This is a genomic window from Chryseobacterium ginsenosidimutans (genome assembly GCF_024807225.1).
Taxonomy (GTDB): domain Bacteria; phylum Bacteroidota; class Bacteroidia; order Flavobacteriales; family Weeksellaceae; genus Chryseobacterium; species Chryseobacterium ginsenosidimutans.
In genome coordinates this window covers 1,885,943-1,900,273 of record NZ_JANUCO010000001.1, presented here as the reverse complement: position 1 = coordinate 1,900,273, position 14,331 = coordinate 1,885,943, and the positions used below count along the sequence as shown (strand labels likewise).

Annotated in this window: 14 protein-coding genes; 4 read left to right on the top strand and 10 right to left on the bottom strand. The window is 34.2% G+C overall.

Annotated features, from left to right (window positions below; translation table 11 throughout):
• Positions 1-53 precede the first annotated feature (53 nt).
• Both J3D55_RS09035 and J3D55_RS09030 read left to right on the top strand, forming a co-directional pair.
• Positions 54-290, top strand: coding sequence for a hypothetical protein (locus J3D55_RS09035; protein WP_259130499.1), 237 nt, complete (start codon positions 54-56; stop codon positions 288-290).
• On the top strand, positions 281-598 hold the full coding sequence (locus J3D55_RS09030; RefSeq protein WP_259130498.1) for a type II toxin-antitoxin system RelE/ParE family toxin: 318 nt from the start codon (positions 281-283) through the stop codon (positions 596-598). The genes J3D55_RS09035 and J3D55_RS09030 overlap by 10 nt, the downstream gene beginning before the upstream one ends.
• A 50-nt stretch (positions 599-648) precedes the next feature.
• Here J3D55_RS09030 and gldG read toward each other — a convergent pair whose 3' ends face one another.
• The 6 genes from gldG to kbl all read right to left on the bottom strand — a co-directional run bounded on the left by gldG (position 649) and on the right by kbl (position 5,915).
• Complete coding sequence (gene gldG, locus J3D55_RS09025) at positions 649-2,316, bottom strand: gliding motility-associated ABC transporter substrate-binding protein GldG (RefSeq protein ID WP_259130497.1); 1,668 nt, start codon at positions 2,314-2,316, stop codon at positions 649-651.
• A gap of 4 nt (positions 2,317-2,320) precedes the next feature.
• Positions 2,321-3,049, bottom strand: coding sequence for an ABC transporter permease (locus J3D55_RS09020; RefSeq protein WP_259130496.1), 729 nt, complete (start codon positions 3,047-3,049; stop codon positions 2,321-2,323).
• Between the two features lie 116 nt (positions 3,050-3,165).
• Positions 3,166-3,714: a CopD family protein gene (locus J3D55_RS09015; RefSeq protein WP_259130495.1), complete on the bottom strand. Its 549-nt coding sequence runs from the start codon at positions 3,712-3,714 to the stop codon at positions 3,166-3,168.
• Between the two features lie 7 nt (positions 3,715-3,721).
• Positions 3,722-4,099, bottom strand: coding sequence for a hypothetical protein (locus J3D55_RS09010; RefSeq protein WP_259130494.1), 378 nt, complete (start codon positions 4,097-4,099; stop codon positions 3,722-3,724).
• Positions 4,100-4,165: 66 nt separating this feature from the next.
• Entirely contained in the window at positions 4,166-4,693 is a 528-nt protein-coding gene (locus J3D55_RS09005; RefSeq protein WP_259130493.1) for a hypothetical protein, read from the bottom strand.
• A gap of 25 nt (positions 4,694-4,718) precedes the next feature.
• The gene (gene kbl, locus J3D55_RS09000) at positions 4,719-5,915 is read right to left on the bottom strand and encodes a glycine C-acetyltransferase (RefSeq protein WP_259130492.1); all 1,197 of its coding nucleotides are present in this window, start codon (positions 5,913-5,915) and stop codon (positions 4,719-4,721) included.
• A 162-nt stretch (positions 5,916-6,077) separates the two neighbouring features.
• Here kbl and J3D55_RS08995 point away from each other — a divergent pair, with 162 nt between their 5' ends.
• Both J3D55_RS08995 and J3D55_RS08990 read left to right on the top strand, forming a co-directional pair.
• Complete coding sequence (locus J3D55_RS08995; protein ID WP_259130490.1) at positions 6,078-6,650, top strand: cupin-like domain-containing protein; 573 nt, start codon at positions 6,078-6,080, stop codon at positions 6,648-6,650.
• A 13-nt stretch (positions 6,651-6,663) separates the two neighbouring features.
• On the top strand, positions 6,664-6,957 hold the full coding sequence (locus J3D55_RS08990; protein WP_259130489.1) for a cupin-like domain-containing protein: 294 nt from the start codon (positions 6,664-6,666) through the stop codon (positions 6,955-6,957).
• A gap of 161 nt (positions 6,958-7,118) precedes the next feature.
• On the opposite strand, the gene J3D55_RS08985 is transcribed toward J3D55_RS08990, so the two are convergent.
• The 4 genes from J3D55_RS08985 to priA form a co-directional block, all read right to left on the bottom strand.
• Positions 7,119-8,021 carry a T9SS type A sorting domain-containing protein gene (locus tag J3D55_RS08985; protein ID WP_259130487.1) on the bottom strand — a complete coding sequence of 301 codons (903 nt, stop codon included), beginning with the start codon at positions 8,019-8,021 and terminating at the stop codon, positions 7,119-7,121.
• Positions 8,022-8,191: 170 nt separating this feature from the next.
• Complete coding sequence (locus J3D55_RS08980) at positions 8,192-10,117, bottom strand: M1 family metallopeptidase (protein WP_259130486.1); 1,926 nt, start codon at positions 10,115-10,117, stop codon at positions 8,192-8,194.
• An 85-nt stretch (positions 10,118-10,202) separates the two neighbouring features.
• On the bottom strand, positions 10,203-11,675 hold the full coding sequence (dacB, locus tag J3D55_RS08975) for a D-alanyl-D-alanine carboxypeptidase/D-alanyl-D-alanine endopeptidase (RefSeq protein WP_259130485.1): 1,473 nt from the start codon (positions 11,673-11,675) through the stop codon (positions 10,203-10,205).
• Between the two features lie 160 nt (positions 11,676-11,835).
• Entirely contained in the window at positions 11,836-14,283 is a 2,448-nt protein-coding gene (gene priA, locus J3D55_RS08970) for a replication restart helicase PriA (RefSeq protein WP_259130484.1), read from the bottom strand.
• Between the last annotated feature and the right edge of the window lie 48 nt (positions 14,284-14,331).

Below are 14,331 nucleotides of genomic sequence, written 5' to 3'. Positions count from 1 at the left end.
GAGAAATTCATCTTTAAAATTTAATTTGTAATTTTGATTCAAATATATCAGTCATGGATATTCAAACCAGAAAATTAAATTTAATCACTTATCTTGCTCAACTTCAGGATGAGAGTTTCTTTGAAAAAATTGAAGAATATATTTTTTCAAAATTAGAAAAAGAAGACCACACTAAACCTTTTTCAATTGAAGAATTAAATTTAAGAATTGATCAGTCATTAGAAGATTCAAAAAACGATAGAGTTACAAACTCAAATGATTTACTTTCAGAAATCAAACAATGGCAATAAAAATATTCTGGACAGATTTTGCTAAGCTACAATTAAGGAATATTTTTGATTATTATAAATTAAAAGCCAATCCTAAAATTGCAAAAAACCTCGTTACAGGAATTGTTGAAAAGACAAATACACTGGATCTTCAAAAAGAAATTGGACAAAAAGAAGAACTTCTTTTATCAAGAAAAGAAAATTTCAGATATCTGATTTATAAAAATTATAAAATCATTTATTGGTTTAATGAAGAAAAGAACCGAGTTGAAATCAGTGATATTTTTGATACAAGACAAAATCCTATTAAAATCTCAGAAAGACAATAACTTTAAATAACAAAAAAGAGAAGCCAAAAACTTCTCTTTTTTATTTTATATTATCCAAACTTCTTCTTCCTCAACCAGAAGAACAAGCCTCCCAAAATACCAATAATCACTAAAGGAAGCAACAAATTAAACCATTGCCAGTAATTTCTTTCTTCACCAATCAGATATCGGTCTAGAAGTCTTTCTTCGATATTACGGTTTCTTAATTCCATCAGATTGCTGTCGTCCAACAGATAATCCAGCGCATTTTTTAAGAACTGTTCGTTTCCGAAACGTTCCTGTGTAAGAACGTCCATTCCTAAAGGAAGCGGTTTTCCTTTTACTACTTTATTTCTTGCAATGTCACCGTCTGCAATGACGATCATTTTATTTTCAGGACTTGAGGCTTTAAAACCGGGATACGATTTTCTTTCAATTCTTGAAGCATACGCCGAAGTGAATTTCCCTTGCAACGCCACTGCAAAAATCTTTGGCGTACTTGGTTTTTCCATTTGTCCAAGACTGTCAACACTGTTGATTTCCTCTAAGCTTACATAATTTGGAACCTGTTTCAGCAAAGTTCTTTCACTGGATTCAAAAAGTACCGATGTTCTAATATTTTTTCTTCCCAGGGTATCAATAGAAGTCGGGAATTCAAATTTAACAGGGTTAATATTTTTCGTGATCGGATTATCATTTTCAGCAATTCCCAAAGGAAAATAAGGCCATGGCTGCGTAGAATATTGTGCATTTCCGGCAACTTCACCTGCAACGAATTTCAACTTGGCATATTTCTTCACATCTTTTACCAAAGCCGGATTGATTCTTAAGCCATAGTTAAAAAAGAAGTCCGTCAAATTAAGGTCTATCGGGAAAGGCATCAGTTTTTCAGATCTCATCAACGTATCCATTTCGGCATTTACCGCGTCGATCATCCAAAGCGTTTTTCCGCCGTTCATGATGTATTGATCCAACACTACTTTTTCCTGATCTGTAAACGCTTTTCGTGGTTTTGCAATCACCAAAGCGCTCATTTGTTTCAGCATCGGAATATCGGCTAAACTTAATTCCTTTTGATTTTTAGGAATAATCGGTCCTGCATCGTAATTTTCCAGTGCAAGATTCATGAATCCCTGAAATTCTCCCGGACTCAATTCATCCTGATTCACCAAAACTCCAACTTTTTTGAAATGTTCGTTGGTTGCAATTTTAAGTTTAGAAATTAAATTATATTCTAAATTTTCAATGGATTTATTAAGCAATTCAGCATTATCAACATAGTTCTGTTCCACGATAAGCGGCACTGTCACTTTGTTTCTGCCGTTTTTAATAAGAGCGTAAGGATAAATTTCAATCTGTGAAGTTTTTCCGCTTTTTTGGTCATCTAACACAGAAGGATAAATTCCTCTTGCCAATAAGCTGTCTTTCGGAATTTTCGTTTTAATAGGATCAATGAACTTAAAATCAACATTTGGATTCACCTTTCTGAAATTCTCCAGCATGAATTTTGTTTCACTTTGAAGCTGTTTGAAATCGGCAGGAAAATCTCCTTCCAGATAAACATCAATATTGATCGGCTTTTTAACCGATTCCAGTACTTTAATTGTACTGTCGGAAAGCGTGTATCTTTTTTCTTTGGTTAAGTCTAATCTGATTCCGGAAACTGCCAGAATAATTGCCAATGGCAACACTACGAAAAGTAAAATTCCTACCGGAGATTTAAATTGTATCTTCTTCATAATTCTACTTCTTTTTATTGATAAAATGATTAGACAAAACGAGTGTGACACCTATAACTAAAGCAAAATAAGCAACATCCTTAAAATCAATAAGACCTCTCGTGAAGCCCATAAAATGCTGATAAAAACCAATATTCTGCAAAATGAAATCTGCACCTCCCAACAATTTATAACTTGCCAATTGCTCAATCCCGAAATACATGATGAAACACATGAAAACGCCTAACAAATAAGCCATAATCTGATTTTGAGAAAGCGAAGAAGCTAAAATTCCGACTCCTGAAAAAGCGGCAATCAAAATAACTAAACCAATATAACTTCCGAAAGTCATTCCCAAGTCAATATTTCCTGCAGGAACACCCAAAACATAGACTGTATAAAGGTAAATCAATGAAGGAATTAAACATAAAATCCCAACAACCCAAACAGAAAGGAACTTCCCGAATATAAGGTCTGAAACTTTTAAAGGTTGAGAGAACAGCCAGTTTAATGTTCCCGTTTGTTGTTCTTCCGCAAACGTTTTCATCGAAAGCGCAGGAATAATGAACATTAATAACCAAGGAACCAGAACGAAATAACTTTGCAAAGAAGCTATCCCGATGTCGAAAATATTAGAATCATTTTCGAAAAAAAATAGAAACAGAGTCATAATCAGACTGAAAGCCGCAATGATAACCCATGCGCTCCAGTTCCCAAAGTAACTCCAAAGTTCTTTTTTTAAAATTGCAATCATAGTTTTTATTGTCAAATGTTGATTGTTAGTAGTTGTCAGTTGATCGTTAATTGTTGTTAGATCTGAAAAAACTTTCATATCCATCAACTATAAACCAAAAACCATCAACCAAATCATTACTTTTTCTTGTTTTTATTAACCAGTTTAACGGTCATCATAATTAAAAATACCAAAACGAAAAATCCTGTAATTAATTGCCACCAATAGTCAATAACCTGAGATTTTAAGATCACTGTAAAGACAACCAGAAACAAAATGAAGGTTGCAATTTCATTCGCCTGTCTTAGTTTTATATTGGCAGTTTCGAGGGTATTTCCGTTGAGTTCTTTTAGTTGTAAGACTTTTTTCCAGCACCAGTAATGGTAGATCGCGAGACCTATAAGGAACGTGAGTTTCAAATGAAACCAAGGTGTTTTCATTAATCCGAAATTCAGAAAAATCATTGTCAATCCGCAAACGGTCATGATAATTCCCGCCGGAACCGTGATGATATTCCAAAGTCGGCGAGCCATGAAAGTGTATTGTTCTCTAAGGATTTTCTTTTTCTCTTCCGGAAATTCGTCGGTATCTTTATAGTAAACAAAAATTCTCACGAGATAAAAAATCCCCGCAAAATAGCTTACCATGAAGATAATATGTAAAGCTTTTATTATGGTGTAAAGCATGTATTAATTAATTATTAAAAGAGATACTGTCGATTTTGGTTCCGTTAAGATATTTCTTAGTATATAGAATTTCTCCTTTATTATTGTAAAATTTCCAGTCTCCGAAATAAAACCAATGACGTTCATTCTTTGAAATTTCAAGTTTACTTTGACCTTTTTCCATGATCTTTCCGTTGGGAAAATATTTTTTGGTTTTAGTAATATTTTTTCGAATTTTATCTTTCTGATACATTTTATCCTTCAAAAAAGTTTTCCAAACCCTTATTTTCTCTCCCTTTTTATATCTCCCGACAGCAATCAGAGTTCCTTCATCCGAAGAATACTCTTCTTTCCATTTACCATCTCTTTTACTCACGTCATCCTGATTTTTTACGTACTGATTCATTTTAGTTTTACATGAAACCAAAAGAAGAGTACAGATCAAAAACGTGAATTTATTTTTCATTATAAATTACTGGACAGTGCTAATAATAGATTCATCAGGTTTTAATTGAATTCTCTTTGCTCCTAATTTGGTATAATATTTCTCCAGTTTATTTAAATGATCTTCGCTTGTTTCTTTACCTTTTATTTGATAGCCGTAATCACTCCAAATGCGGATATAGAATAGATCTTTCACCAAGACCCTATAATTAGACTGCTCGAAATTCTTAGCAACATAATTATCCAAATCTTTTTTAGTAGTAAATTGATAAACAAAAACACCTCCGTCATGCAATTCATCTTTGGGATTATCATAAGTAAAACCATAGATTTTCTTAATCTTAGGAGCGATATCCGGATCTGCAATTTTGGAAATAACATCGGGATTATCCGTTACAAAAGGTATCTTGGAAATCCCGACTGATTTCATTTCCTGATTTACTTTTACAGGTTGCATTCCTTGCAGCTCAACATTTTTAAGATCGAAATCCATAATATTTTGTGCAAAAAAACTTTGAAAACAAACAAAACCAATGATCAGCAATATTTTTTTCATAAACCTGATTTTTAAATTTTTATAATTAAGAAATTACTCCTAATTCTTTTCCTACTTTTTCGAAACCGGCAATTGCCTTGTCCAAATGTGCTCTTGTATGCGCCGCAGAAAGCTGAACTCTGATTCTCGCTTTTCCTTTTGGTACAACAGGATAGAAGAATCCGATAACGTAAATTCCTTCATCCATCAGCTTTTCAGCCATTTTTTGAGCTAAAGGTGCGTCGTAAAGCATTACAGGAACGATTGCAGCGTCTCCATCAGGAATATCGAAACCTTTAGATTTCATTTCTGCTCTGAAATATTCTGCATTTTCCATTACTTTATCACGAAGAGAAGTATCGTCTGAAATCATATCCAACACTTTCAAAGCTGCACCTACGATTCCGGGAGCCAATGAGTTTGAGAATAAATAAGGACGAGAACGCTGTCTCAACATATCGATGATCTCTTTTTTACCAGAAGTAAATCCTCCCAAAGCACCACCAAGAGCCTTTCCTAGCGTAGAAGTAATGATGTCTACTCTACCCATCACTTCATTTGCTTCGTGAGTTCCACGACCTGTTTTTCCGATGAAACCAGTTGCGTGAGAATCGTCAACCATTACCAAAGCATCATATTTATCGGCTAAATCACAAACTCCTTTTAAGTCTGCAACGATTCCGTCCATTGAGAAAACTCCATCTGTAACGATAATTTTGAAACGGTGATTTTTTTCAGAAGCAGCGATTAACTGAGCTTCCAAATCTGCCATATTATTGTTTTTGTAACGGTATCTTGCCGCCTTACAAAGACGAACTCCGTCGATAATTGAAGCGTGATTCAATTCATCAGAAATAATAGCATCTTCTTCCGTAAACAAAGGTTCAAAAACACCTCCGTTTGCATCAAAACAAGCTGCGTAAAGAATGGTGTCTTCAAGACCTAAAAAGTCAGCGATTTTTTGTTCCAATTCTTTGTGAATATCCTGAGTTCCGCAGATAAAACGTACAGAAGACATTCCGTAGCCGTGAGATTCAATCATGTCCTGAGACGCTTTCATCACCTCCGGATTGTTCGATAATCCCAAATAATTGTTGGCACAGAAGTTCAACAGCTTTTTTCCGTTGGCTTCGATTTCCGCACTTTGCTGAGAAGTGATAATCCTTTCTCTTTTGTAAAGCCCGTCGTTATCAATATTTTGTAGTTCGTTCTGTAAATTTTCAAGATACTTTTTAGAGATCATTTTAGATAAAATTTTTGATGCGCTAATTTAGTAAAATCACGGTAAAGTATGCTCTTTTATCACTTTTATTCTAAATCTTTAAATAAAATTTTAATATTTTTCATCAATAGTCTATAAATTAAGTAGACTAATTATTATATTTGTTCCTTTAAAATCAGAAAAATGAGATTATCGCCAGTACAAAAAATTAAAAATATATCGTCAGAAGACTTTCTCAATACTTATCTGAAACCCGCAAAACCCGTTATTTTAAAAGATTTTGTAGATCCTGAAAGTCCTGCTTTCAAAAAATGGAGTTATGATTATTTTAAAGAAATCGCCGGAGAACATAAAGTGAATATCTACGGAAGCGAGATCGAATCTCTGGACAGAGTTGCCAGCAAACCGATCGGACAAAGCACTTTCTCGAAATATCTTGACCTCATCATTTCCTCTCCTACCGAGCATCGTCTTTTCTTATTTAATTTATTAAGCATCAAGCCCGAACTTAAAAACGATATTCATTACAACGACGTTACGAAAGGGAAAATTATAAAGTGGCTTCCTTTTATGTTTTTCGGTGGTGAAGGTTCAATTACAAGAAATCATGTTGATATCGATATGTCTCACGTTTTTATCAATCAATTTCAAGGGATTAAGAGAATTTGGCTTTTTCCCTGGGAACAATCTGATTTAATGTATAAGCTTCCTTACAATTTTCACAGCATTACCAACATCAAAGAAACCGGATTATGAGGAATTTCCCGGCTTGAAATATTTAAACGGTTATGAAGCTGTTATAAAACCGGGTGAAACGCTTTATATTCCTTCCGGATGGTGGCATTATATTCAATATGAAACGGAAGGCTATTCTGTATCCATAAGAGCTTTGCCTTCAAGTGCATTAGAAAAATGGCGAGGCTTTAAAAATCTTGTATTGATAAGACATTTTGATAATCTGATGCGAAATGTATTCAAAGAAAAATGGTTCAATTTCAAAGTGAGGAAGGCAAAACGAAAAGCCAACAGAGCCATTAAAAGACAAAAAAACTTTCAGATTTAAATATAAATATTAATCTTAAAATTGACTTATTATGGAATTAGTTTATTTAATCATTTCAGCAGAACGATCTATGTATTTTTATTATCCTATCTTTAATTAACCTTTATTTAAACGAAAAACCTTCAGAAATTCTGAAGGTTTTAAAAATTTATCGGAAGAAATTATTTTTTAATGAATTTCTTTGTAAACTCAGATCTATCTGTTTTTACTTTTATCAAATAATTTCCTGTATTCAAATCTGAAACATTAATTGTTTTATCCGGATTTGAAAGAGTTCTTATCAAACTTCCTTTGACATCAAAAATAGAAATTGAACTTATCTTTCCTTCTGTTGCAATATTCAATTTGTCGGTTGTAGGATTTGGAGAGATAGTGACCGTTTCATTTTTGGAAACCTCATCTGTTGCCAACACAGTAAGATTTGTCACCTGAACATTATCAACCTTAAAACCGGTTCCGTAATCATCGTATAAAAAGTCAATAATTTGTGCATTTTTATACGTCCCTAAATTTCCTGTGTAAATTTGAGTTCCATTTAAGAAATATTGTAATGTATTTGTGGATTTTTTGATACCAATTTTTATATTATACCATTGGTTCGGATTTAAAACAGGACCATTAGCAAATGCTGTTCCCGTTCTGTACTCCAATGTTCCCGTCGCATAATCTACTCTTAGAGCTGCTGTATAATAATAATCTACTCCATCATTATAAACCGCAATTTCATAATCTGAACCGTCGACATCATCAAATCTATAATCAAACGAAATTTCCACATCATTACTGGTAACCAGACTTGAAATGTTTTTTTCGACTCCACAAAAATCGAAAACATCTCCTTCACTTAACATTGTAAATGAATTTACACCATCTGTCGCATTGGCATTTGCAACCGTGGGATTTGTAGAAGGAATTCCTCCCCAAGCTGTCCAGCCTTGCTGACCTCCCAAACTTCCTAATGTGTAACCTTCTGAAGTTTCAAAAGAAATTTTTGTAGTTTGTGCACTCACTGAAAGTACACCAATAGACATAAAAGTCGCTAAAGAAAATAAAAGTTTTTTCATGGTACTATTTTTTAATCATTAATCAATCAACAAGTTACAAAAAAAATAATACGATTTAACTTTTATTAACAAAAAATAATGAAAAATAGAATTATTTCTATAGCTATTTAACATAATAACGATTTTCGGGGCATAAAAAAGAAAAAACCTTCATTTCTGAAGGTTTCATTTTATTTCTTTAAAAACTTTACATTTTTATCTTTTATCTTAAATATATAAGTTCCCGGAACGAGCTCTGAAATATTAATTGATTTTTCAGGCTGATAAATTCCTTTTCTTACCAATTTTCCATCTGTGAAATAAATGGTAAAATCTGTCGATTTATCGATTCCTTTAATATTGATCTCGCTCTTTGCAGGATTAGGATACAGAGCAAATTCATCCTTATTAAATTCTGAAGTGCTCAATGTATTATCCTGAGCAACGGTTGAATTTCTTTCTAAAATCTGATACTCATAATTAAATTCTACACTTGCCACCGGAAAAGCTACCGTTTGTACAAAATACTGATTGTTCGTGGTATTATTCAAAGCAAAATAAGCAACCTGCCCTGCTGTTCCGTTTACTTTAATCGGCAAAGGCATTTCGTAAAAGCTTACAGATGGATGACTTTGTGTTTGCGCCGCTTTAAAAGTAACTGTATTCCCGACTTGCTTCCATCTGATGTCGTAAATAGGATATCCTTCTCCATAAATCCAGTCATTGAAAAAACCAGTAAAATCTGTTCCTGTGGACGTTAATAAAGACGCATTAAAATCCTGAGTTCTTACATAATTATAAGCCAGAGCCGGTCTTGCATGATAATCCTTAAGTGCTTGATAAAAAACGGTATCTCCTAAAATCCATTTCAGCATTCTTAAAACATATCCACCTTTAGAATACGTTAATCTTCCACTAAAAATAGTTCCAACATTCGTTAAATTAGCGTCTGCAACATAAACACTTCCCTCCGGAGCGCCTGTAACATAATTTTTTTGAGTCAAAAGATAATTTAAAAACTCGGTATTGGTCATCAGCAATTTTTCATTAGCCAGATGTTCCCCGAAAGTTGCAAAACCTTCATTCAACCAGATATCATTCCAAGCTCCACAAGTTACTTTATCACCAAACCATTGGTGAGCAAGCTCATGCGCAATCAATCCTCTACCCCAAGATCCCAATGAAGACATCGTCTGATGCTCCATTCCGCCACCTGCCTGAAACTCCATATGTCCGTATTTTTCATTTCTGAAAGGATAAGATCCGAAATAGGTTTCAAAAGTATTCATGACTGTTTTTGTCCAGTCGATATTACTCATACTTGTTGTATTGGTAGACGTTGCAGGGAAAACATAATTGATAAAAGGAAAAGGAGGATTCCCCATTGTATCGGTAAGCTTAACATAGTTAGTAACAGAAAGTGCAATAAGATAAGCTGCAGTAGGATATTGAGTTCTCCAGAAAGTCAGCTTTTGGCTGCCCGGAAGAGTGGTTTCAGACATAAATTTCCCGTTTGAAGCAACGCTGTATTGAGAAGGCGTGGTAATTTTCATATCAAACCTTTCAATTTTATCATTTAAACTTTGCTTTGTCGGAAACCAGTCTTGTGCTCCGTAAGGTTCATTTAAAGTAGATAAAACAGCTGTTCCGCCTTGTGTTCCATTAAAAAAAGAATTGTTTGCCGTTGGTGGAACTCCAGAATACGTCACCGTCAAAGAATCCAAAACATTGGCAGGAAGTGCAGACTGAAAATTAATTTTAAGTTCTTTCGTCGCCGCAAGCTGTTGAAAAACGAGTGTATTCCCATGATACTGAACCTGTGAAACCGTCATCTGATTATCCAGATCAAAATAAATACTGCTCATACTTTGATTAGGCTTGAAATGAGATGTAACAGACCCAGAAATACTTCTCACCGCAGGATCTATCGTCGCATTCATTCTCTGATACTGAAGATCGTAGTTCAACGTATTCGGATTGTTGTTTCCTACTGCCATTTTATTGGCAAAAGATTTCATTTCCTTATCAATCAAACCTTTTCTTTCAATATTATCATTCTGAGCATACATTTGCTGAAAAACAAAAACGCTCAAAAGTAAAAAGTAAATTTTTTTCATACTTAATTTAAATTATATCAAAGATATAAAAAAACCTTCTAATCATTGATTAAAAGGCTTTTATCTTAATTAAATTTTAATAATTCTATAAATCTAATGCAGGCTCCAGGATTTTCTCCATTCTTTTCTTCACCATATCTACAGATCCCGAATAATTGTTAACCATTAAAGAAAAAACTAAAGTCTTTCCTGAGTTGGTTTTCATATATCCTGCCAATGTTTTCACTTTATTTAAAGTTCCTGTTTTCGCAAAAACCTGTCCGTTTCCAAGACCGTTAAACATTCTTTTCAATGTTCCGGATTGTCCGCCAACCGGTAATGAAGTCAAATAAGTTTTGTAATATTTTTCGTCCATTAAAGAAGTTAAAAACTTAGCCTGAGCAATCGGAGTTACGTTATTGCTTCTTGAAAGCCCGCTTCCGTCCATATAATTTAAACCAATCATATCGAAACCTTCGTTTTTCAAATGTTCCGTAACCACTTTCCTTCCTGATTCCGTTGTCTGATCACCCAAATTCTGGAAACCAACCGTTTTCAATAAAGCTTCTGCCAAACCGTTGTCACTGTGTTGATTGGTATAAAAAATAATATCACCCAACGTAGGAGATTTGTACGCTGAAACCAATTTTCTGCTTTCAGGAGTTGCATCCGTCATTTTAGGGATTACTTTTCCGGTTACGGCAATTCCGCTTTTTACCAAAGTCGTTCTGAAAGAATTGGCAAGGTAAGCCGGAGCATCGGGTAATTTTGTTGTTAAAACGCCATCACCTTCATATTTGTCGGCATAAACCATTTGTTTGTTATACGGAGAAACATAAAAGAATTTTTTGTCTACGGATAAACCGTTTCCTTTCTTTACAATAAGTTTTTCATTTGCAGGATTAATCTCATACGTAGATCCAGCCGGCAAGTAGTAGTTATTGTTCTCTAACCAAACAACATTTTCCGGAAGCTTCGAAATGTTACCTTTGAAAAGCGCTGTCTGAATAATAATATCACCATTTACTTTTTTGATTCCCTCACGAGAAAGTCCTTCTTTGAAATCTGAAACGATATCTCTGTAAGACCAAGCTCCTGCTTTGTTTGTGCCCAAAGACGGGTCACCGCTTCCTACAATATAAAGATTTCCGTTTAAAATTCCATTTTCATCAACACTTCCGGAGTATTCCAGCTGGGTGTTCCAACGATAGTTTTCACCTAACAGATTCATTGCTGTTTCTGTGGTTAATAACTTCGTGGTAGAAGCCGGAACCAATGGAGTATTTTCATTATACGAAGAGATTACCTTCTTCGTTTTCGGGTCGTACACTACAAATCCCCAGGTTGCATTTTTCAGAACCGGGTCGGTCATCATCGTGTTTACATTAATGTCTACAAGCTCTTTAGGCGACAAAATAGCTTTCTCTACCATCGACGTGATAGGAGAAGGCAGGTTTAAACTATTTTTTTGATTGTCATAAGCCGGAGAATATAGAACGGTAGAAACGGGAGACTGTGCAAGGAAAAAACCTGAAGCCAGTACCGCAACGCTTGAAATATATCTTCTGAAATTTACCATCTATTTTTGTTTTTGTTACAATTTGGATGCCTTAAAAATCAATTGGTTAAATTGAAAGTTAAATATCCAAACATATAATCAACGACCAAATGTAGAAAATATTGTTGTATAGTAGTTCGGTAGACTGTTATAAAAACTCTATAAAGTTTGTTAAAAATTGTTAAAAATCTACGAAAACCTCTTTTTTAATGCTTTGGTAAGCAGTAATTTCTTCGAATTCTTTTAGACTTATTAAAACCAGCCTCTTATATTCTTCATACTTTTTGCCTCTCGGAAGCTTCAGCATAATCTGAAATTGATATAAATTATTAAGTCTCGCAATCTGAGCTTTTTCAGGTCCCAAAACACAATCATCAGGAAGATATTTTCTTAAAATTGAACCTAGAAACTGAGACGCGCGATTCACTTTGTCCTCTTTTATGTGTTTCAGCTCAATCATAATCAGTTTTGTGAAAGGCGGATAATGGAATTTCTGACGCTCCGTTAAAATATATTTGTAAACCTTTGCAGGATTATTCATTTTAATCAACTGAAAAACAGAATGATCCGGATTAAAAGTTTGAATTAAAATTTTCCCTTTTCCCGAAACTCTTCCTGCTCTTCCGGAAACCTGCGTAATCAATTGATACGCTCTTTCTTCTGCCCTGAAATCCTGAACATACAGCATAGAATCCGCTTTTGGAATCGCCACCAGTTCGATATGATCAAAATCCAAGCCTTTGGAAATCATCTGAGTTCCGACCACAATATCTGTTTCCCGATCTTCAATTTTTTCGTATAATTTTTCGTAGGCAAATTTCTTTCGCATAGAATCTACATCCATTCTATCTACTTCATTATCAGGAAATAATTTCACAACTTCTTCATGAATCTGCTCTACTCCTACTCCTCTTTCATTCAGTTTTTCAGAATAACATTTCGGACAGGTTTTCGGTTTTGAAGCTCTTTGACCACAATAATGGCACTTCATTTCATTCGCGGCTTTGTGATAGGTCATCACCACGTCACAATTGGAACAGTAATTTACATAACCACACGTTTCACATTCCACCACATTGGCGTAACCACGGCGGTTGTGAAGAACAATAGCTTGATTTTTTTCGTCTAACGTCTTCTTAATTTCATCAATTAAATGCAAAGAGAAATTCCCGGATACTTTTTTAGAATCCTGAGCTTCTTTAAAATTAATCAGTTCATATTCAGGAAGATTCACATTTCCGAAACGTTCTTCGAGAAAAACATATTTCATTTTTTCTTTTCGGGCATTGTAATAGCTTTCCACTGAAGGTGTTGCAGAACCTAAAATAACATTCGCTTTGTAAAAATTCCCAAAAACCAACGCAGCATCTTTTGCATTGAAATAAGGCGAAACCTCCCTTGGTTTATAGGCAGAATCATGCTCTTCATCCACAATAATCAATCCTAAATTCTGGTAAGGCAGAAACAAAGCATTCCGCGTTCCGATAAGGATTTTAATATCATTTTGCTTGATTCTTCTCCAGACTTCTACACGTTCAAAATCCGTGAGTTTCTGGTGATAAAAGCCAATTTGTCTGCCGTATTTTTTTTCTAATCTTTGGGTAATCTGCTTCGTTAAAGAAATTTCAGGAAGCAAAAACAAAACATTTTTCCCTTCTTGAATGCATTCTTCTATCTTTTCTAAATAAATATGCGTTTTTCCTGATGAAGTTACACCGTGAAGCAACACATTTTTTCCTTCTTCAAAAGCTTCATCCACTTCGGTTTTCGCCGCTTTTTGAGCTTCAGAAAGTTCTTCAATTTCTTCAATTTCCCCTTCATAGCTTTCGATCCTGTCTTTCTGCATATAATATTCTTCAACAAGATTTTTATCTGCCAAAGATTTAAAATGCGAACTCCCAAAATATCCGTCTTCAAAAAGTTCTGATTTTTTGATGTGTAAATCAGGATTTTCGGTCTGTTTCTCTAAAATATGAAGGAAAAGGTCTTTCTGTTTCTGAGCTCTTTTTAATGTTAAAAGGATTTCCGTAAGATTCTGAGTTTTTAAAACCTCATCATTAATTTTTACGTAAGCAACTTCTTTTGCTTTATATTTTTCTGCAATTTTCTCATCAATTTCGATGTATTGCAAATCAATTAATGAGTTGATGGTCTTAATGATATCTTTTTTCGGAACGAAAGCTTCGATATCAGTTAGATTAATCAACTGTCGAACTTCCAATGCCTGAATAAGATACATTTCGTTGACATCCAGATTTTCAAAATCAACCGTGATATTTGGCTTTAATTTTAAATACGTTTCACTTTCCAGTTTCAAGGAAGAAGGAAATGCAAAACGATAAATCTCACCCAAACCACATAAATAGTAATCTGAAAGCCAGTTCCAAAAGTTAATCTGCTCTTGCGGAACGATCGGTTTATCATCCAACATACTGATCACTTCTTTCGCTACAAACTCTATCGGCTCATTGTTATGAAGTTCAAAAACAATTCCCGTATAAATTTTCTTACCCCCAAACGGAACCAAAACCCTCATTCCGACCTGAATTTCGGACATAATTTCGTCAGGAACTTTGTAGGTGAAAGAACCTTTTAAATTTAACGGTAAAACTATTTGAGCGTACTGCAAAGGAAATATTTAAAGTGTAAAATTAGATTTTTCTTTAGAGAACTGCAA